A 26,514-nucleotide genomic window follows, 5' to 3' on the forward strand; every position below is an offset into this window, starting at 1 on the left:
CGCAAAAGCGCGCGGCCACTTGGGCCTGCCGGGCGCCCGGCTCGGCCAGCGCCTGCGCCACGCGCTGACGCAAATCCATCGAGTATGCTTGCATACAGCCGCTTACGTACGCGGAGCGCCAGCAGCTACATTGTCTGTGAACCTGCTATATCTCCTTGAACCGGGCACTGGAAATGGAGGGAAGAAGCTTGGTGACGAACCGGATATCACGCATGCTGACGGACAGCTGTAACCATTCGAGTTGCGAAGCGAAAAAATTGTACGGGGCGTTTATAGTACAGAAAGTTTCCACTAACGCGAAGGTTGTACAGCTCAAAATCCAAAATTATTGATGAGAGCTAACCACATAGCTGACCTATTCGGCGTGGGGTGTTATCTATAGGTTAGCTACTGCGCCACTATGTACATGAGTTACCTATTTGCGCCGCCAAACACTTCATGGGCAATGCACTTACACGTCAGCAACTCACTGCAAGGGGGCTGTGGACGCTCTCAACACTACTATTTTTAGCATTAGACAATGTAATTAGCAAAACATTACTTACTTGCATCCGCTCTTTGGAAGTTTCAAGTTAATCGCCGATTCATCATGAGTCTGTACACCCAGTATTACCGCCGGACAATCACTGAATACCAGACCGGGCTGAAACTTGTATTAGGAGGGACAGGGCTCGGGAAAACCAGCAGTCTCGCAGCACTGATAAAGAGTGGTGAATACCCGGCCGATGTCAAGTTCATCTACGTCGCCAACCGCATTCAACTACTGCGCGAGATGGCTGAACAGATAGAGAACAAGCGGTGGTATATCCAGCAGCAGAAGGACGCAGATCAACTAGCTCTCGTCCTTGACAACCGGTCGCTGCAGGAGTTTCTACATCACGAGCTAACCCCAAAGCTGCTGGCTGAATACCGGCGTCTCGAACATCTCCCAGCGACCAGCTTGAATGAGCTGCACAACAAAATTGAACGGTTTGACCGGGCGCGACACATGGGTGCGCAGGGTGCCGGCCTGATTGACCTTGGCGACTTAGCCAGCGACACCCTCAAACCGCTCAAAGGACTGCTGTCGTTGGCGCGGCAACTGGCTATCAGCACCCCACAGCTGAGGCAAGAGTTGGATCAGCGGCAGGCGCAAACCCTGGCTGACTTGCCAGTGTGGCCTCAATTGTTCCCATACATTCATTTCCAGGCCGACGATGAATGTCGACTCCTGTTGCTGACTGTACATAAAGGGTTTCACGGCGTGTTCGACGGGCAACGCACTATGCGACTGGGGCGCTGGGAACGGCAATCTGGCTGGCGGTATGTATTCGTCTTCGATGAATTCGATTTCCTCGAAAACGACCTGTTAGACCTTCTTGCCCATGATCGGGAAGTACGCGACCCATTTGGCTTAGTGCAGACGTTTTACGAGCGTCTATGTCAGCGCAAACTCACGCACCCTCACTACCTCACGCGCCGGCCGGAGTGGCAACCCGTCAAGCAGATGATGCTAGACATTCGTGACCGTATTGACAGCCTGCAGTCGAAGCACAGCATCAAGTTTCCGGAAATCACGCATTTTGTCACTGACGAGCCGGAGCTACAAGGGCGGGCTATTTTTCAGTCCAACCGTTCGTTGGTTAACCGGAACGTGTTTCTGGCACCCGACGCGCCCCGTCCCAACTCCTTCACATTGACGGCCGACAAGAAAGAAGGAGGGCACAACGCGTTCGTGCTGTTTGACGTGGTCACGCGGGTGGTAAAGGATATCATCCGCCTGTTCAAACGCTTACAGGCCGAACATGAGGACATTTACTTCGAGGTGCTACGGCAGTGTTTCGGGGGCACCGACTACCTTCAGGAAATTCGGCAGGTAAATCAAATTGGCGCTCAGCACGAGTTGTGCGAGACGAACTACGGCAATCTGCTTACCAATGGGTTCGGCCTGTACGAGATAGAAACCGGTCGCAGCCAACTCACCGACCCCGACGAAGTAGCGTTGCTCTACCTGTCGCTCAACGACAGTCCCGAAGCCATGATCCGTGCCCTAGCACAGCGGCATCTGGTGTTTGGGTTATCGGCCACGGCTCACATTCGCCGGGTGCTGCGCAACTTCGATTGGAGCGGCCTGGAGCACGCCGCGGCTCCCGGAACTTCGTTCGCCCCGATACCAAACACCCGTGACGACGAGGACGACGTACGACACGCGAACAGCTGCAAAGCGAAACGTAGGCAAAACACTATCACCTACGATGTGGTGAAGCCGCTAAGCAGCAATACGCGGTTTGGCGAACAGTTGTCTGGTATGGCTCATGCCGATCCTACGCATTTCGGCCACCAAAACGGAGCCCTACCCCACCGCCTGCGGCGAGTACAACACTTTTTTGGGCTGCTGACACGGTTGGCAGCATTAGAGCCCGACGAGTTGGCAGATAGTCAATCGCACCTCGTGTTCCTTTCTTCCGTCAAACAGGTAAAACGCCTGCTCGACCTGGGAGGCGATGAAGATGGTTGGTATGGTGCAGTAGCGCGGCAGAACGCAGCGGGCGACAAAAACCTGCAGATGTATGATGTATGGTGCTATGACGAAACCCGGCAACGACGCGTGTCGTGTGCAGTAGCGCTGTACGATGCCCAGTTCGGCCAGGAGCTGCGCGATGACCTCGCATTGCAACAGCAGTACAACGCGCTGTTCTGGACTGGGCAACCCGTGGTAGTCCTTACCACTTATCCTTCGGCTGGCAACGGAGTGAACCTGCAGTATTACCAGACTCCTGCTGACTACGAAACCAATAACAACAACGGGAAACGCGACTTCCGGTTCCTACACTTGCTGGAGGCGCCCTATTTCTATTTCGGCGGAGTCAGGCAGACCGAAACGGCCGCCGAACAGCACGCCATCATCAAGCGTGACGTGTATGGCGTGATGAAGTTGCTGTTTGCGAAACAGATTACCGTAGGGCAAGCGAAAGGACTGCTGGGGCAAATCCGTAACCTACACCTGTTCAACTCACAATACCTGCGCACCGAGGACGGCATCTTGAATCAGTTTGGCGTGTATGTGCAGGCGCTAGGCCGTATCGAACGGGTGTGGCAGCGCATGCAGCCTCAAAAATTGCTGTTGGACCGACAGGTGTACGGTGCCTTTGAACAGGTCGCCATTGCCCCGGACCTTGCCGCAGAACGCGAAAACTACCTACGTTACGCTTCCGGCAACATGGCAACGCTGTTGCAGGCCATCGGAGAAGAAGCAACCCGAGAACGAATTGCTCTGGAAGACGAGCTACACGACCTGCGACGGGACAACGACGCAGCCAGAGCGGCCATCCATCAAATGGTGCTCGATCTGGAACAATTCAAGCTTTACCGGCAGCCAAGCGACGCCCGCCAGCGGTGGGAATGGCTACGGGCGGATGTACTTCGACACGACTTCTCCCGAGCGGTTATTAGTGATGAAGAACTGCCCGAAAGGGGGCGACCAAGTCAGCTCCGTCGAATTAGGGGCACGTTCCGCAGCGAGTATGTACACGAAGGCCGGTTACTGATTAACCACGAACTGCACTTGGCTCCTCACGATACGCGCAGCTCGGAATTTGCGCCCTGGGACCTGAATTCAGTGTACCGCGTCTTCAACAATCACTTGAGTTCGGCGTTGGCAACGCACTTTCGAGTGCGCGGATACGAGATGGCCTTCGTAGAATCTGGCACCTACCTGCTGCCCTATGTCTATCAGTCCATTTTGGTGGGGGCCGTGGGGGAAGAAGTCATCGAGGCAGTTTTGAAATCCTACGCGCACATCAGGGCTACGAGTGCTGCCGTGCCCGATGAGTTATTCGAGGTAGCAGACCTCAAGGTTGATGGACGCCCTATCTACATCGACTGCAAGAACTTTGGCGCGCGCACCCTCCGTCAGTTCGCACTGGAGGCCGACGACCTACTCTACCACCTCAAGCTCAACGAAGAACACTTCAAGGAGCGCATGGTGAGCAAGTGGAAGAGCCTCAACCAACACACTCACAGCACGGGCACAGACCCTTGTCGACTGATTGTAATGAATTTGTTCCACGATGAAGCCAGCAAACTGGACTTCTACAACGAACATTTCGAGCCCGTGTCGGACTGGGCACAAGCTCGTATCGCCGTCCTAACTGGCACCCTCAATCCGCATTCCACCGACAACAGCGACCTGCTGACCAAGTCGTGTGAAACGTTGTTGGCTCTTCTCTAACCCCACACTAGATCACATCATGCCCCAATCCAAACGCCAAGGGGAACAGCCCATGCTGGTCCCAACCAACCAACTGCATATCAAATTACCTACCGACTGGGAGTTATTGCACCAGAAGTACAGCATCTGGCGCTACCGCTTGACGGACTCGCAGGATTATTACCGACGCAATCACCCGCGGCCGGACCTCTTTTACGGGTCGTTCACGAACGAGTACAAGGACCAGATTGACCGCCCCTTCTACTTCTTCTCATTCGACGAAGTCAAGCCAGGTGTCAATCGCCCCGCGCTCTACACGTTGCTGCCTGCCGGTCATCAGGCCAAGCCGTGGATGTACACGTTCGGCAACCCACAGAATACGCAGCCGGAAGAATTGACGGGAGAGATGGTATCGCCCGGTGACTTAAAGCCGCACGTACTTCTGAAGCTCATGCTCGCCTTGTCTTTTTACGAGCAGAGCGAACCCGAGAAGAACCGCCGCGTCTGTCAGAGCAAGTTTTACCTGCGGGTAAAAGGAGCTCCCAATGGCAAACGCCTGACGGCCGTTAAGATAACTCCGAAGGTCGACAGCATCGACGATGACCTTCACATACTGACGGTTCAAGTAGAGGCGAATACCTTTATCAAGATAGACCCGGCTAAGGTGAGCCACCCGCATCTGGACAGCTACTTTGAACTGTTTACGAGCATGGGTCACACGTACCTGCGTCAGTTGCGGCCAAGCCAGATTGCCGGCTTCTCCGGCGACGTATACCGTTATTCTTCAGCCCCCGGCAAACGTACGCACGCTGATTGGCACCAAAACGGCAGCAAAAAGGAGCCCGAGAAATACAAGGAGAGTCGGTCGTACCAGGTGCGCCATGTACAGGAACGGTTCGGCGACTTCCTGCAGAAATACGGCTTCGAAGTTGCTTTGACAGTGGAGCCGATGAAGCAGTTAAAGCCTTCGCGTTCCACATCGTTACCCTTGGACTTCCTCCCTACGGTGCAGTTAGTTGACAACCGGCTGAACCAGACGAACGTGCCAGTCGCCAACTACCTGAACTGGCTCAAAGCTCGGGAGTTTAAATCGGGCAAGACGGTGCATAATATCTCGTTCGAGCTTGTCGACGCGGACCAAGTTGACCCTGAGCGACCGGTGTTGGTTATCACCGACGCCGAGAAGGAAGCGTTTGCGAAGGACGGTCAGCTGGGGCTCTTGGCTCACGAGGGATATACCGACCCGTACCCCGTGTTGTACGAGAAGCTGTCCCAAGTTGTGAAGCAAACGTTGAATGTCAACCCCAACTCGGTGGACAAGTACTTGGTCGCGGCCGATTACCTTCGATACAGGCTGCCCGACCCCGCCGAAGCACTGGTGCCCAAAGATGACGAGGGCAACAACTTGGAGGAGACGCCCGAAGCCAGACAGGCACGCACACTGGCAAATAAGACGCTCAAAATACTGAACATCAAAGCGACCGTTTGCCTGAACGAACTGTGGTTGAAATGGGTCATTGCTGGACGAACAAAGGCCGCACTCACTGAATGTCTGCCCCTGCTAACAGGCCTCTCCGAATGGGGATTCCTTGCCAACGACACGCTGCTGCACTTCGACCAAGGGCAACTCGCCTTCACCGACGTGACGACCCCGGAAGGCAAGGGCGTCCTGAAACAGCGGTTCATGCCTCTCAGCGAAGTTCGGCAGCATTTCATGGCGCGGCGTCCTCAATACGCAAACAACAAAAGAGGCGACGCCGAAAAAGCTGATAAGGACATTCGTCAGACCTCGTTCGTGCTTATTGGCCGCGAGGCCTTCGAATTGGAAAAGACTGACGCCATCGTCATGCCCAACTGGCCGGTAATCCGGGCCATCAAACAACACGACGCCACTCGTTCAGCCAAAACCCGTGATGCCCTTGGGGTGTATGCCGGAGGCATATGGTACAACGCCGTGAGCAAGCGGTATGTGGTCGGCGGGACGCAATCCAGCAACGCCGGTGAAGCCCGAGGGCATCATGTGTATCAGATTCACCCGTACGGCCCTGCCGAAACCTCGCACGTGACCACCCTGCTGTCTCTGCTGTCAGTAAGGTTTGTTCGACAGAACCAGTACACCGTGCTACCCTACCCTTTCGATCTGGTGCGTTTGCACCAAGAGGTGTCAAAATTGACGATATAGTCGAGGAGAGATGCTTGTGAGAAGTCTGTAAAGCTCACTCGCAGATATTGCAAAAGAAGACAGTCGCCGGTTTCCTGTCGTTGGTATACGAACAGGAAGCCGGCGACTGTCTTCTTTATCCTTTGATGAGGTTGTAACTTAAGCTGCTGCTTTGAACGGCTTGTTGTAGTGGTTCTGGAGCAGGAGGCCAATGTCCGCACGGCTGTAGTAAATCTTTCTATCAACCTGGCTGAACCCGATCAACCCCTCGTCCCGCCAGTTCTGCAAGGTGCGAGGGCTGACCTTGAGCATGGCGGCGGCTTCCTTGTTGTCGAACCACTGAAGTTGACGTGCGGCCCGCGCCAGTGACCGCGCCGCCGTAAGGGCAGCAAATGCAACTACTATTCAACTAAGCGGCTCGACTTCTGTACACTATTTCGGCGCCAAAGCGAAATAGTGTACAGCCGACAGCACGGCGCTGGTATACTATTTCCGTGATTCTCGTAAATAACATACCAGCATTGCGCCTTTACCGAGCTGGGCGATTCGGGCAAATGTGGCTAAAAAATTTGGCTGAGCCGATAGGTTTCGCTAGGTTATGCCCGGCTTTGGTCAATTTGTCCGGGGCTCCGTCCTACTTGTCGCGTTTGCATGTCTAAATTGTTATTCCGGTCATTGGCGCGTGGCCCGGCCCCCGCAGGGTGCAAGTCTACGCGCTAGGAGCCGCCCGCGCCACGCCAGCGCCCCCGCTAACAAGGCGCGCCTTCGGCGCCGCACCCAGCAGCTCAACCTGGCAGCCGAAGGCGGCGCCCTCTACCGCCTGCGCCCCGGCAGCGGAGCCGGCGGCCCCGACGAGCACTACGACTACCTATCCACCATCATCAAGACCCTGAACGACATCTTCGGGCTGGAGCTGACGGAGGACAACAAGGTGGACTTTGCCGCCATCCGCACCCACGTGGAGGCCGAAGCCGACCTGACGGAGGCTTTTATACCCCGCAGAACTCCAAGCAGAATATCCGCTCCAAATTCAACGAGGTGCTGGACCAGGACCTACTCGATTTCATCCACACCAAGCTGGACCTCTACAACAAGCTCAGCGAGAACATAGCTAACGCCCAGCTGAAGCGGCTATGGTTTGGGAGCTGCTGGCCCCCGGCTGGGCAGCGGCCCGAACCGCCCCACGCCGACGCAGCAATAATTGCTATTACGAGCGCACAATGCACCATCCACGCACTGAATAAGTGGATCGGGGCCGCGCCAAGGCCATATTTATGAGTTGGCCCTGTAATAGATTAGTTCAAGTATCACTTCCCTCCTTCTCTGCCTATGACGTCAACGGCTACTCTGCCCGCACCCGCTTTCAACGAGCAGCTACAAACGTACATCCGCTCGGTGCTGCGGCACGCACGAGGGGAATTGCGGGCGTGGTTCGACCTGGACGCGCTGGCGCTTTCCGACCTGGCGCTGGCCACCTTTTATTTTCTGTACAAGGCCATCGACGGCAACGAAAACAAGCTTCCCGGCGAACCAGCCGACGATTATCTGCTGGTGCTGCCCAACGCGGGCTTGTCCGAAGCGGCGGTTCAGGGCGCGTTGCTGGGCGCATTGCTGGGCAAGTACCGGGCTAATTACATCGCATCCGACGCGCCGGCGCAGGTGTATGCGGTCGGGGACGTGCTGCTCAAGCCCTTGCGCAACGGCGGCTACAAATGGTATCAGGTAGAAGACGTAGACGCCCAGGGGCTCATTCGGCGCCGCAGCGAAGCCGTGCGTACCCAGGGACGCCTGCCGCAGCAAGCGCCCACGTATCCGGGACCGGTACACAACGTGATACGCCTACTGAGCCGGCAACAGGCCCGGGTATTTGCGCTTGATAAGAACTACCCAACCAAACAGCTGCGGGCCGATCTGATCAGGGCCATTGACCAGATTGGGCTTTACGTACGGGATGCTCCCCTGGTATCCGCTTATCCACACCGCATGGGGGTAGTGTGCACCAGCGGCACGGCCGAGTTTGTGGCGCAGGTGCATCCCATGCCGCTACGCGACTGGAGCACGCACAACAATCCGCGCATGATGCTGCCCCTGGAGCCCATGGCCGAAACGGCCCGCAGCTACCACCATCTGGCGCAGAATGTATTCTACCAGCGCGGCTCCTACAACCGGGTAGAAGAGCTGCTGGTGTTCGACACCCGCCAGTACTGCGACGGCAACGGACGCTTTGCCGAACTCTTACAGGGCCGCAACCAGGGCTTTTACCGCAACCTCGTGCTGGTGGGCTCGCGTGCCCCGTACACACCGGATGGGCATACGCCGCACCGCTTCCGCCGCTGGGAATGGACGCCCGAAGAGCTGGCCCTGCTGCTGGGCCAGCAGCTGCGCTACCCGCAAATAGAGGTAGTGCCCGATCCGACGCTGGCCGCTTTGCACGCAAAGGCTCTGGTCGATTGGAAGGAGTTGGCGCACCAGCACGGACTTGACCTGAGCGCCTTGCCCCGCCTGCTCCCGCGGCTTTACAGCCTGGTCTTGCCAACCGATGCGGATGGCACGGGTGAGGCCACCCGCCAAGGTGCCGGGTTGCGGCAATGGACCGAGAACCTGCTGGTACAAGACCGCGTCCTGAGCAACGCGCACATTTATGATCCGACTCTGGTTGGCGCCCTGAAAGCGAACATCGGGCAAAGCCTGGCGGACGTGGCACGGCGCCTGGCAGAGCACAACGGTAAGTTTGTCCGGCTGCGGGAACTGCTCGCCCTGACCGATGCCGCCACTCCGGTGGTGCTATTGGTGGGTCGCCGGGAATTGACGTTCACGGAAGCCGCGCTGCAAGCTGCCCTGAGTGCGGACGAGCTGCGGCGCCTGCGCGTGGTGGATGGCTCGCGGCTGCAGCATTTGCTGCAAGATCGGGCGCTGAACCGGGCAGACGTTACCTGGGTAGTTGCCTCGCTTCGCCTGGGGGGGCAGCACGAGCGGGAGCTGAGCACCTACCGGCGGCTGTTGCTGGCCCGCGCCTCGGTGCGGCTGCTCGCTTACGATGGGGTTGACCTTGCCCGGTACGCCCAGTTGGCCGCCCTGCACCAGCGCCTCGTAGCACAGGCCCTCTCCCACCCGGACCGGCTCTGGTTTGTCGGTCCTGAGCTAGCGGCCCCACTCTCGGGCCTACCAGGACCGGCCCTGAACAGCCCGGCGGCCAGCGACGCCCCACACACACCAACCGCCGCCCTGCCCACTGATGCTGCCGCACCAGTTGCCGATTTCACGGCCGTGGAAGAGGTATTTGGCCAGGCGGGAAATGGCAGCCTGAGCGCGCTGCCTACCGATGATGACTGGGAAGACGAGTGGGAGGACAGCTCCTCCGTACCGGGACAAAAGTGCCAGCTGTATTTCACCGATGGCAGCACGCTGGTAGCGGCGTATGGCCGCTTGGTAGATGTCAGCCTGCCTACCCCCACGGGGCCGATGCTCGGGCACCGCTTGCCCGGCACTCTGGTGCCGGGCGACGAAGTGCTAACCTTGCGTGCTGACCGTGGGCGCCTGCTTCCCTACCTGCGCCGGAGCGAGCCGGCCAAGTTCGCCGACGTCGATGCTGCCTCGGAGTGCTGGCTTAATGCCCTCTGGCAGCTATGGCACCATTTCCGATACAGTGTTCCGGCGCTTCATTCCAAGCTGAAAGCCCACGGGTTGCGCCTGCACGTGGGCACATTGGAACGCTGGCTGCAGTCGAACACCGAAACCCGCTTCCCGCGCCGTGCCGCCAATCTGAAAGCTATTGCCCGGCTTGAAACGGAGGTGTTCGGTGCCGATGCTCAGCTGCCCGCCCGCTTTTCCCAGGTCCTGGCCCAACGCCGGGTGTACAACGCAGCCGTGCGACTGGCCACGCATAACAGCCAGTTGCTGCTTTTTGAGGCTTACCTAAGCCAGGACCAGACGTTTGCCCGCACGGCCCTGGGCGACAACCTCTTCGAGGTGCTGTTCAACAGCATTCAGGCCCGCACCTTCGAGCGGCTACGCCTGCTTTAACGCGGGCTCCTGGCTCACCCGCTGAGGCTGGCCTACCCGATCTGCCGCAGCTTCGGCTCGCTGCTATTCTGCTTTTTCTACTCTGCTTGCTCCATTGTCCCATGACCTATCCCGAAGCCCGCGACTCATTTCGCGACTTGTTGTGCTCTTCCCTGATTGGCCCGGGCTCCGACCCCGACAACGCCGCCGAAGCGACGGTTGAACAGATCGGGGACTTTCCCCTGCGGCGCTATTACTCAGCGGTCCTGTTTCCGAGCCCGGCCGTGCGCCGCGTCGACGTGGAAGCTTCCCAATCCGGCCGGGAAACCGAAGATCCTGGCACGGAGGCTGAGCTGCCATCCATCGACTTCAACGAACCGGATGAAGCCACGGAGAAAGAAGACAGCACTGATGACCCCAATCCGGATGAACGCCCCTACCGGAGCCGGACCGAGATAGACGAGGTGGAAACACCCGGCGCCAATCAGTTCTTTCCCAGCAACCTGGGCCTGACAGCTTGCGTGCCGCAGGAATTGGAGCGCGTGGAGCTGGATGTCGACTTCGGGATTTATCACTTACTGGACCCGGCTGATCCTCACCAGGCCAAACTCATCCGGGTGCGGCTGCCGCAGCGCAGCTTGTTCGATGAGCTACTGCTGGTGCCCCAGTGCCCAGCGCGCCTGCTGGAGCTGGTGGCCTACGACGAAGCGCAGCAGTGCATGTACCTGACCGGCCCGCTCACGGGCGTGCGCCACAGCGCCACGCCCGGCGACTACGCACTGCTGCATCAGTTGCGCGCCGCGCTGCGCGCGGCCGGGCGGCCGGCGTGGCTGCCCATCATTCCCTACCTCTACCGCCTGGTATTGCCCAGCTGGCAGCGGCGTCCCTGCCAAGTGACGATACCCCTGGCGCTGGCCCTGAGCGGTAGTCATGAGCGGCCGCTCAAGGAACTGCAAGAGGAACTGGACCTGCCGGCCAACGTCACCGCCTCCCTGCATTTGAAGATTACGCCTCCCCGCGACGGGCGACGGTACGTAAAGGTGCTGCTGTCGAACACGAGCCGGTTTGAAAACGAACGGCTCATCAGCTCCAACCGGGAGCTGAATAGCTGCTGCTTTTTTCAGACAAGCCTGGCGCTACGCATACCAGCCGACAGCCCGCACACGCTGCTGCCCCACCGCACGCCCAGCGAATGGCACCCCGACGACGAAGTGAAACGCCTGGATTATCTCTACCAGGAGGTGCATTCCTACGGCCAGGGCCACAGCTGCGCCGTCAGCTGGGGTCCGCTTGCCGCTGGCACGGCTCCCCGGGCGTTGCGCACCACCTTCTTGCCCGAAGTGGAAATACCCGGCACCAGCACAGAGTTGAGCGCCGAAGCCGACCCAGACAAACAGGCGGCTAGCATCGGCGCCTTGAAGCCGATGTCCATCTGGTGGCCAGACGAACTAAGCCGCCGGCAGGCCGACGAGCAGATGCTGCGGAGCCTGGAAACATTCGTCGAACTGTACGACGGCTGGCACGTGAGGCAGCTGGCCAAAGCTGCCGGCGACGCTGATGCCGCCCCGGCGCAAGGCATTCTGCGTGAGCAGCAAGCGACGGTGAAGCGGCTCGGGCAAAGTGTGCAGTTGCTGCGCGACAACGAGGAGGCGCGCGCCTGTTTCCGCCTGGCCAATACGGCTATGCTGATGCAGATGGTCTTGTCGGACGATGCCGCTTTTGGCAAGAAGGAGAAGTCGCTTACCGAAGCCGTGGCGGCCGCCGCAGACCTTGCCCACCGCACCGGGCTGCCGGACCCGTACCTGGACTTGCGCACCTTTCAGCAGCATCCGGGGCGCCGCACCGAGGACGAGCATGGGCAGGTGACCTATGTACCGTTCAGCTACCGCCCGTTTCAGCTGGCTTTCCTGCTGCTTAACCTGCCGGGCATCGTTCAGCCGGCCCACTCCGACCGGCAGCTAGTCGACCTGCTGTGGTTTCCGACCGGGGGCGGCAAAACCGAAGCGTACCTTTCGCTGACGGCATTCACGATTCTGTGGCGCCGCATCAAGCACCCGCACCACGGCGGGGGCGTGGCCGTGCTAATGCGCTACACGCTCCGCCTGCTGACGGCGCAGCAGTTTGAGCGGGCGTCGCGCCTGATTTGCGCCCTCGAGTTTTTGCGCCGCGACCGTAGCGGCGCAGTAGAGCACGACCTGGGGCAGGAACGAATTTCGATTGGTATGTGGGTGGGTAGCAGTACTACGCCCAACAAACTGGAAGAAGCCCAGTCGCGCCTAGGCAGCATCAACAACCAACTGGCCAGCAATCAGCCCGTGGAGCTGCGCGTAGTCGAGGCCCGAAAGCGCAATGTTTTTGCGCTTTCGGCCTGCCCCTGGTGCGGCTCCCAGCTGATTGGGCTGAACGTAGCCGGTCAGCCAGTGCAGGGCTTCAACGTAGTGGCCGGCAATCAGGGCCGGTTTGAGGTTCGCTGCCAGAACACGGCCCACTGCGCCTTTGCCCACCAGCATCCGCTGCCGATAGACGTGGTCGATGAGTCGTTGTACCGTCGGCCCCCAACGCTGCTATTCGGCACCGTCGACAAGTTTGCTCAGCTGGCCCATGGCAGCCAGGGCGGCCGCTTATTTGGCTTGCGCAGCGGCCGAAACGAAGCCGACCAGCTTCCGCCCGATTTGATCATCCAGGACGAGTTGCACCTGCTCAATGGACCGCTGGGCTCCGTGGTGGGTCTGTTTGAAACCGCCGTAGAACTGCTGGCTACCCGGCAGCGAGACGGGCAGACGATCAGCCCCAAGATCGTGGCGTCGACGGCCACTACGCGCAACACGGCAAATCAGGTGCGGGCGCTCTACGGGCAGCGCGAGGTAGCGGTATTTCCGCCCACGGGCATCCGGCAGCACGATAGCTTCTTTGCCCGCTCTACCTCGGGCAAACGCAAGCACATTGGCTTTATGCCCACGGGTAAAACGGGCGCCGACACCCAGGTACGGGTGCTGGCCGGGTTGCTCGTCCAACGAGCCCTGCTGCTCCAGACCGTTCATCAGCGCCAGCCCGACTGGGCCACGCTGGTGGATAACTACTGGACGCTGGTGGTATACTTCAACAATCTCAAGGACCTGGGCAAAACCAAGAACCAGATCGGGGCCGAAGTAACGGAGTACCTGCGCGGGCTGCACCAACGCTACCACCTCGACCGGCACCAGTATGCCTTTGCGCACCAGGGGCTGGATCAGCGCACCAGCGAATTGACCAGCCGGGTGAGCAGTGCCATGATCAAGCAGAGCCTGGACGACCTGGCTAAGACGTTCCCGCGTGCCAAACCCTACTACGAGGCCGTTGAGCGCCGCATGGAAGGCCAACTGGAAACGGTGGACCTGGTACTGGCCAGCAACATGCTCTCGGTAGGCATCGACGTATCGCGCTTCAACCTCATGCTCATGGTTGGGCAGCCGAAGAACGTTGCAGAGTACATTCAGGCTTCGAGCCGGGCGGCCCGCGAGAAGCACGGCCTGGTGGTGAACCTGCTCAACCCCAACCGGGCCCGGGAGAAGTCCTACTTCGAGAACTACGTTGCATTCAACCAGGCTTACTACAAAGCCGTGGAGCCGCTGACGGCCACCCCGTACACCACCGTAGCCATCGATAAAGCCCTTAATCTTGTGCTGCTGGCCTACATCCGCCATAAGCCCGGCGGCCTGCCCAACGACAACCAGGCCGGCGAGTTTACCGCCGATATGGTGACGGAGCTCAGCCAGCTACTGGCCCGCCGCATCGGCGCGGGCGCCCAACTTGAATACGCCCGCAAACGCCTGGCCGAGCTGTGCCACAACGAGCGTGGCACTGGCTGGGGCGACCTGGCTGAGGAAGCCCGGCGGACCAACGAAGTGCTTACCTACCAGAACACCTTGCTGCGGGAACCCACCGCCGACTCGCTCTGGGCCATGATGACCTCGCTGCGGGAAGTAGACACCAACAGCGTCGTCGAAACCACTCCCTACAACACTTACCTGTAGCATTATGCCCAGAAAACGTTTTGAAGCGGTCCAGACCCGCAAGACTGTTACGGGTACTGCCGCCCCCGGCGCCCTACTAGAAACTACCGATGGCAGCGTGGTGGTGTTGCCCTTTGAACGCTGGCCGTTTGTACTGGCCAATCACCACCTAGCGCGCGAAAACGAGATTCTGGACGCGCGCCTGCGCCAGCGGCTACGTCAGCTCTACCCGCGGCTCCGCAAGCTGGTGCGGGTACCCGACAACGAAATCAAACACAACTTTCAATTAAAGGAAGGTCAGGACGATAGTTTAATACTAAAAGGCAGATATTTCCCGGAGTGGGCGTACTGCCCTATATCCCGGGAGTTTCAGCATCTGCGCGCCTGGCAAACGGCCTGGCTGCTGGCGGGCCCCACCCCACCGCCGAAAAATAACCCGCGGACTGAGGACAACTTCAACCCACCCATGAGCACCGTGCGGCGGCGGGGCACTCCACCGCCCAATGGCAACCCGCTACCGAAGCGCAATCAAGCCTTGGAACAGATCCGCTTTGTACTGGCCGGGCCTAACGGCGAGCTGGCCGACGTGCCGTGGGACCGGTGGGTGTTCGCGCAACGACCCGACCGCGTGCCCGTCGCGCTGGGCAATGGACAGACCATGCAGGCCACTGCCCTCGACTTCCACCGCGCACTGCCGCCCGGCCTGACGCTGCACTACACAGTGCAAGAACGAGCCGGCGACTTAGGTGGCATCCTGCTCACCGCCCGCACCGCCGCCGGCGAGACGGCCCAGGACCCGGCCGGTAACGAGTACCGGAAAAGCCTGGCTGGCCTTTATAGCCTGCGCGTCAGTCGGGCCGACCTGGTAAGCCACGGGCTCTTGTTCGGCCAAAACGGCCACCAGGGCCAGCCACGCCCCGGGGATGAGTTTATCCTGTTTCGCCCGGTCATCCGCAGCAGCAACAGTGCTTACTACGCCAACAGTCTGGATAGCTTGTTTATTCCGACGGCTTTGGCCCAGTGTACCACCGACGTGGTGGACGAGCTACAGCGCCTGCACGGGCAATTCGCCGCGCTGTTTCCAGCCGAGCTACTGCCCGGCGCCTTGCTGAAAATGCTGCCCCCCGTGAGCCAGCAGTACGTGGATGAAACGTACATCCAGCAACTCATCGGGGCCGATTTTCGCTTTACCGAAGAAGTCAACAACGCCGGGGAGCGGCTGCACCGCCAGGCAGAATTCGACTACCTGGTAAGTAACCCCCGCATCATTTATCAGGATACGTACAGCCGGCGCGTCGAAATGAAGTTCGAACGGGCGGACACCGTACCACTACCCGGCCTGAAATCGGTTACCCGAATTGACAAGCTGAAGGTCATCACGGTGCAGCCCTCGTTTACCCGGCTCGCCCCCATTCCGGCCGATGACGTCCTGCGCCCCGATGCCTACTCGGAGGAACAGCCCGACGTGCCGGCTGACGTCGAGCAGGGCAATCAACCCCGTAAGCAGTTCGTAACGGAAGCCGGCCCTGATTCGGAGTTCCTGCCAGCGTACGAAAGCTTCGGCGAAGGCATCTTCCTGCAGTTTGACCCGATTAAGCTGCGTGAGTGGGAGGAGGAGAACCCCGGCGTAAATACTCAGATGCAGTATTTGCTGCACAACCACGCCCAGTCGTGGCAACGCCGCAACGAAGAAGCGCCCACGGCCGCGCAGGTCTTGCTACATACGTTTTCCCACTTGCTGATGCGAGAACTGGAATTCCGCTGTGGTTACCAGCTTACCTCGCTCAAGGAGCGTTTGTACGCGGGCCCGGCGATGAACGGGCTGCTGATCTACACCGTGGCGGGCTCGGCCGGCAGCTACGGGGGGCTCGTCAGTCTCTGCGACGATCAGCAATTGTGGGAGCTGATTCTATCGGCGCTGCACCGGGCGACGGACTGCGCTTCGGACCCAATCTGCTGGGATAGTAAAGCGGAAGGCCAGGGCGTGGGCGGCCTGAACCTAGCCGCGTGTGCTTCTTGCACGCTCCTGCCTGAAACTTCCTGCGAGGAATTCAACTCGCTCCTGGACCGGCGCCTGGTCGTCGATCCGGATTTTGGGTACTTCAAAGAAGTGGTAGCGGCGGTATCGGCCCCGCACACGGCTGCAATTTCGGAAGCCTGATAATTCCTCGTGTATGCCAGCTCTGCGTCGAATAACTGCTTCCGTCTTACAGCAACTCAAAAGCCTGCTAGCCGACAATACCGTTCCGGTTCAACCAATCCAGGCTGCCTATCAGAATTACACGGTTCGCAACGAGCCAGCCGCGGCCAAGACGCCCTTACTATTTAGCTGGTCGCGCGGGAACCAGACGGAGCCGTTGTTTTTCGGCTTTTACACCTGGGGCACCGTGGAAAGCAAGAAATTCCCCGGCACCTTTCTAGCACTGGGAACCGGCGCCGACTTCCGCATCGTCGGTTTTCCTCTATACCTGCTGCCGCAGGACAAGGAATTTGTGTACCTGAGCTTTAAGCTGGGCAACAATGAGGGTGGCAAGAACCGCTGGTTTGGCCGGGGCCGCACTGCCAAAGAACTGCGCACGGTGGCCCAGACCGACCAACTGGCCGATGAAATCCGGCAGGCGCTGCAACATGCATTTCCCGACCCGCTGTTCAAACATCCCACCCTTAGCGGCGACTGGCTCACCCTGGCCCACCTGCCGCTGGTCGACCTGAAGTCCCAGGCCGATGCCACCAGCCGCGTAGCTCTGAAAACGCTGGTGTTCGAAAAGCTTCTGCACGCTTTCGTCATTGCCGAAAAGCTGCGCGACGAGTCACTTCAAGCTGCCGGTATGCAGCCTGCGCTAGCTACCCCTGATAACGAAGACGACCTGCCCATCCCCAGTTTTATGCAGCAACCCCTCAACCAGATTCTCTACGGCCCGCCCGGCACCGGCAAAACCTACCACACGGCCCTGTGCGCCGTCAGCCTGCTGGAGCGCCTGCCAGAAGCCGAAACCAAGGCGAAGTACAATACCCGCGAAAAGCTACGGGCCCGCTACGACGAGTACCAGCAGGCCGGCCGCATCCAGTTCGTGACGTTTCACCAAGCATTCAGCTACGAGGATTTTATCGAGGGAATTAAACCGGTGCTGACGGATGATGCTGCGGAAGCAGAGGAAGCCGGACAGGAATTAGGCTACACCATAGCCGATGGCCTGTTCAAGATAATGGCACAACGTAGTGTGTACGCACTGCACTTGCAACGGCAGCACCGATTGGCTAACGCTGCCCCCGCTCAAGCCGTAGCGCTGGATTTCGACACGGTATTTGAGCGGTTTATCGAACAGTTAAGAGAGCGGCGTGCAGCAGAAGAAGACATTACTTTTTACACCAGATACAACAGCGAGATACACGTAGATTCTATCAATGATAGCGGCACCATTTACTTCCGCTATAAGAATGCTATCAGTGCTAATCTACCTCAGGTGACCCGTAACGGCCTGCGCAAAATAGATAACGACAATCCTGTTGATAAATCAGGTAAGCGTGCCGAAGCCGACATTGAGGTAAAGTACGGTCGTGACCGTTCAGTATACTGGGCGGCCTTCCGGGAATTTGTCAGATTCAGAGAGCAGATGTCAGCAGAATCTCCTGCAGTTCTGACACCGCAGAGTCTTGATGAAACACTACACCGCGTTATAGCCGACCCCAAAATAGCGGCTGAAATCACGCAGAATTTCAACTACCAGGATTTAACCCCAACTGACTACGAAGACGCTCCGCGCTTCGTGCTCATCATCGATGAAATCAACCGCGGCAACGTGGCCAGCATCTTCGGGGAGCTGATTACGCTGTTGGAAGAAGGCAAGCGCGCCGGCCGGCCCGAGCGGCTGACGATCCGGCTGCCTTACTCCAAAACCGATTTCACGGTACCTCCCAACCTCTACCTCATCGGCACCATGAACACCGTCGACCGTTCAGTAGAAGCCCTTGATACGGCCTTGCGCCGCCGCTTTAGCTTCACCGAAATGCAGCCCGATGACCAGGTCATCCGCGAGCAGGTAGGCAACAACGGCGTAATTGGCGAAGGCGCGGCGGCCATCGACGTGGCCCGCATTCTGGAAGTGCTCAACAGCCGCCTGGAGCAGCTCCTCGACCACGACCATTGCCTGGGCCACGCCCTGCTGCTGCTGGACGAACCCACCCTCGAAAGCCTGCGTACCGCGTTTGCGCGCAACATCGTGCCGCTGCTGCAGGAGTATTTCTTCGGCGACTGGGGCAAAATCGGGCTGGTACTGGGCGAGAAATTTGTGACGGCTCTGCCGCGCACCGCTGCCGGCCGCTTCCCGCTAGCCCCGTTCAAGGGCTACGACAGCGCGGGCCTACACGACAAGCCCTTATACCGCCTTATCGAGCCTGGTAAGTGGGACGCGGAAGCCTTCCGCAGCCTATATCCAGCTACCACCTAGCCGCCGCTATGCCGCGCATCATGCGGGTGCTGGAGCACAGCATCCTGACCATCGGCGACCAGCAGGGCACCGGCGAAGAGAGGGCCGAGTTTCAAGAAAGCCACTTCGAGGTGCTGCTGCGCTACCACCGCGCCGGCGCGGGCCGCCGCTACTACGACGTGCGGCACCGCGCCATCCGCTTCAAGCACTACGTAGGCGTGGTGCAGGCCGGCGACCTGACCATCGAAGTACTGCCCAAGGCCGACGCCGTGCCCGACGCGACCACCGCCCCCACTGAGGACTTCGATCGGTGGCGGCGCCTGCTGCTGCGGCTGCTGGCCGAAGCCGGCTTGCTGCCCGTCGATTCGCTGAACACGGCCCTGCTGCACGAGCGGCCCCACAGCCTGCTCGACCTGTACCTGAGTTTGTTTCTGACCGAAGTGGAGCACCTGATGCGGCGCGGGCTGGTAAAGCGTTACCGCGCCCACGAAGGTCAGGTAAAAGCCCTGAAAGGCACCCTGCTGTTTGGCCAGCACCTGAGCCGCAACGCGGTGCACCGGGAGCGGTTCTACACCCGCCACCAGACCTACGACCACGACCACCTACCCCACCGGCTGCTACGGCAGGCATTGGCGCTGCTGCCCGCCCTCACGTCTCACGCCGGGCTCCGGGGCCGGGCTGCCCGCGCCTTGCTGGCCTGGCCCGAAGTGCCGGCCGTGCGGCCCACCGCTGCCCTGTTTGCCCGCCTGCGCTACGACCGTAAAACCGCTGCCTACCGCCCGGCCCTGCGCATCGCCCGTCTGCTGCTACTGCGCCTCAGTCCCGACCTGCACAGCGGCCCGCAGGACCTGGTAGCCCTGTTCTTCAACATGAACCGCATCTGGGAAAGCTACCTGCTGCGCACCATCCGGCGTCTGGCCCCAGCGGGCTGGCACGTCAGCAAGCCGCCCAAATGCGTGTTCTGGCAGGATGCGGCCGGCACCGCGGTCAGCCGGATGCAGCCCGACATCGTGCTGGAGCACCCCGAGCATGGCTGCCTGGTGCTCGATGCCAAGTGGAAGCGCCCCGACGGCTACTACGCTGAAGACGACCTGCGCCAGCTGTTTGCCTACGCCCACCAGTTCGGGGCCACGCGGGTCCGGCTACTCTACCCCCAGCCCGGCACCGAATCGGGCGTGGAAGGCACGTTTGCGAGGTCGCTGTTCGTGGAGGGCGCCGGTACCCACCCGATTCACTGCGGCATATCCTACGTCCGCGTCGGGCACGAACCGACCGTCGGCCTCGCTACCGATGTTGACCCGATCAGCAACCTGCTGCGCTGCTCCCTCACCCAAGACTTAGCCACGTGGCTACCGGGTGGTGCTGGCTTGCCTGGGGCAGATGCCGGTTGAATGGTGTTCCTCAGAGTTGAGTAAGGAGCGTTCAGCTTACTGTTCCGGCTGGCAATGCATAAGGCTGCGTCTTATTGGCTGGAGCGGTAGTAGCCACGGCGGCAGCTACGTATTCGGCCGGCAGCTTCTCTTGCTCTAGGCGTCCGTTGCTGTGTAGCAACTTCTGGTACAGGCGGTTTTCTTCGAAAGTCAATACTGGCAGCTCCATTGACTGGAATGGCCCGCCGGTTTCGTTCTGGTGGAAGCGGCGAAATGTTTGCTCGTCCATCAGGATGGATTGTACGGCCGGATAGTGCGCTCTGGCTTGCGCGAGAATCTGGAAGCCGTGCACGTCGATGTCGCCCCAGTAAAACAGCTGCTTGTCGCGCAGCCAATCGGCGCTGGACAGCAGGCTGACGGCGAAGCCGCCACCCCACAAAGCCAGACCGCCAGGCACGGCCGGGAAGCTCAAAAAAGAGGTCAGGTTTTCGATGATGTAGACGCGCTCAACAGGCAAATCAAGCTGACGGAACTCGCTTGCCCACAAGGTCAGCTGCGACACGGCCGGATGCAGCCGCAGGGCCGCATCCAGGAAGCGCACCTTCACGCTGTGTTCCTCGACTTCCAGGTGAAACCGGCGAAAGAAGTCTTCTTCGCCTTCCAGGACAAAGTCCGGAATAAGAAAATCCAGCAACCCGCGCAGTACGCTCTGATTACGCTCGATGAACTTGGTAGATAAGGCCAGCGGCAGATTGCGCACGTACTGCCGGGGCTGTGGGCACTGCTGAAAATAGGCGCACACGTGCAGCAGCTCCGGCCAGCGCCCTGCCTGTTCGACCACCAGCATCGGCCGCCGGGCTACATATTCTGCCAGCTGCGGCAGCGTAGTCCGGATCAGCTCCACGTCGCGCCGGAAATCCGCGTACTCGGCGGTCTTGTCGGTGAAGTCGAGCAAGTCGGCGACCGTTTCAAAATAGATTCGGCTGATTTCGCTTTGCCGGGTCTTGCTGTTAAGCTTCAAATCCAGCGAATAGCCGCGGCTGGTGCGAGCTTTGGAGTGTAGCAGCAGTTCCGCCTGTTGGGCGTAAATGTGTTCGGGGCCCTGGGAGCGGTCCACAGCTTTATTCACGCGCACAGGAAGCGGAAACAGCTTCTGTTCCGTGAAATACGCCTCCAGCAGCGCGTGGTAATAGCGCGCAGCTTTGCGCCGCAGCTCGGGCAAGGTTATCATGATTCCAGCTCAGCTTCAGCGGCCAGCAGTAGTCCTTTTTTCTGGTGGTACTCCAGGATGGGAATGTCGCGCACCACGGAGCAGTCTTTGTGGTGCTTGGCCTTGGTGACCCAGTGGATAACCGATACATCTTTTTCCACCAGATGAATGGATGTCAGCGGCGTGACGACCATCAGTTGCAGACCCAGGCTACGGCAGAGCTGCAGCAGGTATTTCGACTTGTCTTCGTCGAGCTTGCTGAAGGCTTCGTCGACGACGATAAAGCGGAACGATTTCCACGGGTTGGTGGCCTGATTCATGCCGAACTGGTAGGCAATGGCCGCACCCAGCACCGTATAGGCCAGTTGGGCAGCCTCGCCGCCCGAGAGGCTGCCGGAGTTTTCGTACACCCGAAACGGCTTGTTCTCCGCCTTGTAGTACTCACGGGCTTTGAAGTCGGACCAGTTGCGCACGTCGGTTACTTCCTGCCGCCACTTCTCGTTTTCCTGAAGCCGCCGGATAAAAGGCTGGATGTGCTGCACGAAATGGTCGATTTCGGCCTGCTTGGGGTCGGGAGCCAGGGCCAGCTGCGTGCGGTCGGGCTGCCAGCTGGGCATATCGGTAAAGCGAAACTCGTGGACGCGGGGCCGGCGGGTGTTAGTGCGTTCCAGCTGGATGTACGTATCGGGGGCGAGGTTGAAGGTGATGTCGCGCAAGGACTGATTGATCTGCTCGATGGTCTCGCAGATATGTTCGTGCTGCTGCTCCAAGGCACCACAGTAATCGGTCAGTGCGTTGGTGACGCCGCGCTTGAACTCCTCACGAAAGCGCAGCTCGAGCGCGGCTAGCTGCTCTTCCCGCAGTTGCTCGCACAGGGCGAGGTAGTCAGACCGGCGGCTTAGCTCGTTGGTCCACTCGTGCAGGTCGCTGCCCCAGTCCGCGAACTTCTCCGTCACGGCCTTGCCGGGCCGTAGGAAAGCATCCATACGCCGCTGCAGCTGCCGAGCCACCTGGCTATTTTCCTGCTGTAAGGCAGTCAAGCGGGCCGTCAGGTCCGTTCCCAGCTGGTGCTTCTGAGCGTCGAAGGTAAGATAAGTCACCTGCCCGGTAAGCGGCGCGGTCAGCTCCTGCAAGGCTGCCAGCGCGGCCATCAGCGCCGGCTCGTCGTAGATTTCCAGCTGCTCCTGCTGCTTTTTACGCTCCGCACGCAGTAGTTTCAAACCCGCTTCGGTTTCGCCGATTTTCTGGTTGGTATTCTTCCGAAGTTCGTTCAGCTTTTCAAGCTCAACTTTTACTTCAGTTAGCTGCTGCGCCATAACGCGCAGGGGCGCGTTGGCATCTTCCAGTTCGCGCTTGCGGGTCAGCAGCGTCTCTACGCGCAACACTACGGCTTGCCAGTCCAGCTCCGCGAAGTCCCGAAATTCGGTTAGCCGCTCCAGTTGCTGCTGCCGCTGCTCCAGCTGTTTCAGCTGCTTGCCAAGCTGTATGAGCTGCTGGGTGATCTGGTCGATTTCGGCGCTGACGGCGCGGGCGCGACCTTCCAGCTCGCGCCGCAGCTCCCGGTTGTCCCAGCCCAGGATGTGGCGGTGCTGGGTATCGTCCCGTTCGTGGCGGTTCTTGTTGCGGCTGAGGCCGGAGGGTAGCAGCGCCTTGCCGAGCCGCTCAAAAGCTGCCTGTTCCGTCACGCACACGTAATCGAAGCGACTGGCGATGTGCTGCTCCACCCAATCGGCGTAGGGACTTTGGGGGTTGAATTCCAGCCGGGCTACCAGCATCCGCTCATCGGCGGGCGGCAGCCGGAAAGCCGTGGTATCTACCTGATGGTACACGATCTTGCCGCGCAGGTTGCGCTGGGCGTGCACGTAGGCGTTGACAGCCGAATACAGCGCGGGCGGCACCAGCAGGCTCAACCCGAAGCTGTGCAGCTTTTTCTCCACCGCGTCGTTCCACCGGTCTTTATCTTCGGCGCGCACCTGCATCACCTCGGCCGCGAATGGGATCTGGGCTTCGGTGGCCCGTACCGCCTGCAATAGTTCCTGCCGAATTTCGGCCACACGGCCCGTAATCTTACCGGCGCTGCCGCGCAGCTGCTCGATTTCAGCCAGCAGATGGTCATACTCCGCTTGCAGCTGTTGCTGCCGGATGCGCCCCTGCATCTGCTGCTCCTTCACGTCCTCCAGATCCTGCTCGGTGGCGGCGCGCAGGGAGCGTAACTGGGCCAAGCTCTGGCGGAAGATGGCTTCGTCGGGGTCGGTAGGCAATGCCAGCTGCCGCGACAGGGCGTTGTAGTCTTGCAGCTTCCGCTCCTTGCCCGCCTTTTCTTTTTCAGCGGCATCGATATCACGCGTCAGGTCCTGAATCAGGCGGAGCGTATCATTCGCGGCCCACTGCCGTTCCAGGTCCAGGTGCTGGGCGTTGGTGGTGTCCCAGGCGTTTTCGTGCTGCGCCAGCTCGCGTTGCAGGCGGTCCAGCTCTTCGTCCTGCCGGGCCAGCTCCGCGGTCCAGATGGATACCTGCTCGCGGGCCCACCAGGCCGGCAGCCACTGCTGCTGGTATCGTGCGTGCTCCAGCTGCTGCTCTAGGTCGTCGTAGCTGCGACTGAGGTCGTGGATGGGCTGCAGCAGGTCCAGCTGCGTGCGGGCTTTTTCCAGCGCCTGGTACGACGCCAGCAGGGTCTGATAGCTGGTCAGCAGCTTGTCGAAAGCGGCTTCGGCGGTGTTATCCTCCAGCATGTTGGCCCGAATAAATTCGTCCAGGTTGCCCAGCACCTTCATGCCCACGGTCTGGTTGAACAAAGTCAGCGCCTTTTCGCTGCGCATGCCAAACAGCTGCCGAAACCGTTCGGCGTAGCGGGAGAAGCCGTCGAATACCTCGAGCGACTTGCCCGCAGGCTGATTTTTGAGCTGCCGCAGCCACTGCCCACCGGAGTCGAAGCGTATGTGCTCGGCAATGCTCAGCTCCTGCCGGGCCACCAGAAACCACCGTTGCAGCTGCCTCTGGCTGAACCAGCGCACCTGCGCCAGCGTCACCGGGCTGGCCTGCTCATTGACGAACACGCCCAGCACGACGGAGTACGTGGTACCGCGCTGGCGTAGCTTCTCCACGCGTGAGTGCGCCTGCTCCTCCCCTTGCGTGCGGCCGTAGTGGCCTTCCACATACGATTCTTCCGTGCGCTCCTTGGTACTCTGCGCCCCCGACGACTGATTGAAAAACCGCTTTTTAGGGCTTACCAACAGGGCTAGCAGCCCATCGACGAGGGTGGTTTTGCCCGAGCCGTTGGCTCCCGTCAGCAAGGAATTCTGCGCGTCGGGCCCCACGCGCCAGATGTCCTGCCCGGAACTGCCTTCGTGAAACGTCCCCCAGTTAAACAGCTCCAGGGTTTTGAGCCGGTAGCCGGCCTGCTCTTTCCCGGTATCAAACAGACTCAACATAGGCTTGCAAGCGGAGGCGAAATTCTTCGAGTTTCGATAGGCTAATTTTAGCCTTGAGCAGAGGCTTCACTTCGTATTGCGTCTGGTCGGGCCGCAGGTCGTCGCGCCGGGTGGTTTTCAGGAAGCCGTGGCTTTCCAGCTTACCGATCAGCTCATCGAGACGACTGAGCTGCGCCTTCTGATTGGGCTGCTGCTGAAAGAACAGCTCCACCCGCTCACGCACGTCGGCCCGGGTTACGAACAGGCGGAGGCTACCGGCCGTGGGGCTGCTTTCGTGCTCCTCCAGCCACTCGCGCAGCACCACGCACAGCAGGCTTTGTTCGTAGTTGAGCGGAATGCGGCGCAGCAGCTTCAGGGGCGCGTCCTCATCGTCGGGGACGCGCTCAGGCTGCACCAGCCGGGCATACCCTTGGTTGGCGTTCAGCTCGACCTCTACGCCGATGTCCTCGAAATGCGCCCGTACGGCCCGCTCGTGCTTTTGCAACAGGTCCCAGTAAGGATGATCATCGGTGTAGAGTGCGTGGCTCTGCAACAAGCGAATGATAACGGAGGCGTAAGGTTTAGCCATACCATGATCTGATTAACGACAAAAGATTAGCTCTGGAAACTCGCAGGCCCGGCCCTCACCCAGGTCGAACAGCACTTTCTGCTCATCCCGAATCAGGTGCTTGGCTGAAGCCGCCGCGATGCTCCCGTAGGCCAGCAGCTCGGCCAGCCCGTACCGCAGCCCGAAGGTTTGCACTACCTGCTGCAAGCTTACCTGGCTTTGCTGACGCAGCAGGGCTTGAATCTGGCCGATGAGCACAGACTTATCAATAACCCGCCGGTTCACCAGTGCTGTCAGGTCGGGGGCATCGTCCGGGGCGGCCAGCCGCAGCTCGCGGGCTGTAATGGTCTCCTGCCGCGGTTTCAGTGCCACTTCCGCGGCGGTGGCGCAATACTCAGCCCGGCCGTCCAGCTCCAGAAACACCTCGGTTGACGGGGGCGGCCGGTCCATCACCTCGAAGGCTAGTCCGCGGATATCACGCATGAGCGCCAGCGACTGGCGGCGGTCCTGCAGGTTCTTCTCCGCCACTATCTTCTCCAGCTTCCGCGCCAGCAGCTGAAAGGCCGTGTTGACCTTCTGCCCCTCCCCCAGCAGGTGCGACTTTATTTTGCGCAGCAGCTGCGCGTCGCCGGGCGCGATGTCGCGGGCTTGTAGCAGGTCGAATACCTGACGGATCAGCTCGTCCAGCTCGGCTTTCTGGCGCGGGTCGTTCAGGTGCTGGTAGAAAGCATCGAAGCTGCGCCCCTGGTCGGTTTGGCGCAGCTCATCCAGCGCATCCAGTGCCAGGGTCAGCAGGCTGCCTTTGGTATGGGGTCGGGTAGTCTGTTCCTGATAAATCTGCTGCGTGATGTGCCGAAAGTTGCCTTCCACTTCCCGGAAGTCTTTCAGCAGGCTACGCGCCAACCCATTCACCGCCTCGAAACGCTCCTTCACCTGATAGTCCTCAAAGGGCTGCACCGTGCGGGTGAGCTTCAGCTCCCGTATCTGCCGGTCCAGGTCAGCGCGCTGAGCTTCCAGCTCGGCCACCCGAGTTTCCCAGTCGTTTTGCGACTCGCGCACTAGGAAGTGTTAACAGTGATTATCTTGAAACATGGAGCAAATGTTGACGGACGCGCAGTGGGCGCGGTTAGCGCCGCTGCTGCCGGGTCGGGCGGGCACGAGCGGCGGACGCGGCCGGGACAACCG

The 26,514-nt window shown here is 60.0% G+C and carries 13 protein-coding genes; 8 read left to right on the forward strand and 5 right to left on the reverse strand.

Annotated features, from left to right (window positions below; genetic code table 11):
* The first annotated feature begins 589 nt into the window (after positions 1-589).
* Both B0919_RS24040 and B0919_RS24045 read left to right on the forward strand, forming a co-directional pair.
* Positions 590-4,210, forward strand: a complete 3,621-nt coding sequence (locus B0919_RS24040; RefSeq protein WP_078014860.1) for a hypothetical protein — start codon at positions 590-592, stop codon at positions 4,208-4,210.
* 19 nt (positions 4,211-4,229) lie between these two features.
* Positions 4,230-6,371: a hypothetical protein gene (locus B0919_RS24045; RefSeq protein WP_078014861.1), complete on the forward strand. Its 2,142-nt coding sequence runs from the start codon at positions 4,230-4,232 to the stop codon at positions 6,369-6,371.
* Positions 6,372-6,509: 138 nt separating this feature from the next.
* Here B0919_RS24045 and B0919_RS24050 read toward each other — a convergent pair whose 3' ends face one another.
* Entirely contained in the window at positions 6,510-6,755 is a 246-nt protein-coding gene (locus B0919_RS24050; RefSeq protein WP_317043916.1) for a helix-turn-helix domain-containing protein, read from the reverse strand.
* A gap of 277 nt (positions 6,756-7,032) precedes the next feature.
* Here B0919_RS24050 and B0919_RS24990 point away from each other — a divergent pair, with 277 nt between their 5' ends.
* From B0919_RS24990 to B0919_RS24080, 6 genes are all read left to right on the forward strand, one after another.
* Positions 7,033-7,461, forward strand: a complete 429-nt coding sequence (locus B0919_RS24990) for a hypothetical protein (protein ID WP_139362368.1) — start codon at positions 7,033-7,035, stop codon at positions 7,459-7,461.
* Between the two features lie 218 nt (positions 7,462-7,679).
* Positions 7,680-10,373, forward strand: a complete 2,694-nt coding sequence (locus tag B0919_RS24060; RefSeq protein ID WP_078014864.1) for a hypothetical protein — start codon at positions 7,680-7,682, stop codon at positions 10,371-10,373.
* Positions 10,374-10,474: 101 nt separating this feature from the next.
* On the forward strand, positions 10,475-14,365 hold the full coding sequence (locus B0919_RS24065; protein ID WP_078014865.1) for a helicase-related protein: 3,891 nt from the start codon (positions 10,475-10,477) through the stop codon (positions 14,363-14,365).
* 4 nt (positions 14,366-14,369) lie between these two features.
* A complete protein-coding gene (locus tag B0919_RS24070; protein WP_139362369.1) occupies positions 14,370-16,505 on the forward strand; it encodes a DUF1998 domain-containing protein in 2,136 nt (711 codons plus the stop codon).
* Positions 16,506-16,701: 196 nt separating this feature from the next.
* Positions 16,702-18,792 carry an AAA family ATPase gene (locus B0919_RS24075; RefSeq protein ID WP_217701074.1) on the forward strand — a complete coding sequence of 697 codons (2,091 nt, stop codon included), beginning with the start codon at positions 16,702-16,704 and terminating at the stop codon, positions 18,790-18,792.
* Positions 18,793-18,800: 8 nt separating this feature from the next.
* Complete coding sequence (locus B0919_RS24080; protein WP_078014868.1) at positions 18,801-20,162, forward strand: McrC family protein; 1,362 nt, start codon at positions 18,801-18,803, stop codon at positions 20,160-20,162.
* Between the two features lie 31 nt (positions 20,163-20,193).
* On the opposite strand, the gene B0919_RS24085 is transcribed toward B0919_RS24080, so the two are convergent.
* The 4 genes from B0919_RS24085 to B0919_RS24100 are packed head-to-tail and all read right to left on the reverse strand — an operon-like array spanning position 20,194 to position 26,388.
* Positions 20,194-21,372 carry a Wadjet anti-phage system protein JetD domain-containing protein gene (locus B0919_RS24085; protein WP_078014869.1) on the reverse strand — a complete coding sequence of 393 codons (1,179 nt, stop codon included), beginning with the start codon at positions 21,370-21,372 and terminating at the stop codon, positions 20,194-20,196.
* Positions 21,369-24,782: an ATP-binding protein gene (locus B0919_RS24090; RefSeq protein WP_078014870.1), complete on the reverse strand. Its 3,414-nt coding sequence runs from the start codon at positions 24,780-24,782 to the stop codon at positions 21,369-21,371. The genes B0919_RS24085 and B0919_RS24090 overlap by 4 nt, the downstream gene beginning before the upstream one ends.
* Complete coding sequence (locus tag B0919_RS24095; RefSeq protein WP_078014871.1) at positions 24,766-25,350, reverse strand: DUF4194 domain-containing protein; 585 nt, start codon at positions 25,348-25,350, stop codon at positions 24,766-24,768. The genes B0919_RS24090 and B0919_RS24095 overlap by 17 nt, the downstream gene beginning before the upstream one ends.
* Positions 25,351-25,362: 12 nt before the next feature.
* Entirely contained in the window at positions 25,363-26,388 is a 1,026-nt protein-coding gene (locus tag B0919_RS24100) for a DUF3375 family protein (RefSeq protein WP_078014872.1), read from the reverse strand.
* Positions 26,389-26,514: the final 126 nt, after the last annotated feature.

It is taken from the genome of Hymenobacter sp. CRA2 (genome assembly GCF_002007105.1).
Lineage (GTDB): Bacteria > Bacteroidota > Bacteroidia > Cytophagales > Hymenobacteraceae > Solirubrum.

Coding starts and splice junctions, on each gene's coding strand:
- B0919_RS24040 (WP_078014860.1), top strand. CDS start 590: ATGAGTCTGTACACCCAGTATTACCGCCGGACAATCACTGAATACCAG.
- B0919_RS24045 (WP_078014861.1), top strand. CDS start 4,230: ATGCCCCAATCCAAACGCCAAGGGGAACAGCCCATGCTGGTCCCAACC.
- B0919_RS24060 (WP_078014864.1), top strand. CDS start 7,680: ATGACGTCAACGGCTACTCTGCCCGCACCCGCTTTCAACGAGCAGCTA.
- B0919_RS24065 (WP_078014865.1), top strand. CDS start 10,475: ATGACCTATCCCGAAGCCCGCGACTCATTTCGCGACTTGTTGTGCTCT.
- B0919_RS24070 (WP_139362369.1), top strand. CDS start 14,370: ATGCCCAGAAAACGTTTTGAAGCGGTCCAGACCCGCAAGACTGTTACG.
- B0919_RS24080 (WP_078014868.1), top strand. CDS start 18,801: ATGCCGCGCATCATGCGGGTGCTGGAGCACAGCATCCTGACCATCGGC.
- B0919_RS24085 (WP_078014869.1), bottom strand. CDS start 21,372: ATGATAACCTTGCCCGAGCTGCGGCGCAAAGCTGCGCGCTATTACCAC.
- B0919_RS24090 (WP_078014870.1), bottom strand. CDS start 24,782: ATGTTGAGTCTGTTTGATACCGGGAAAGAGCAGGCCGGCTACCGGCTC.
- B0919_RS24095 (WP_078014871.1), bottom strand. CDS start 25,350: ATGGCTAAACCTTACGCCTCCGTTATCATTCGCTTGTTGCAGAGCCAC.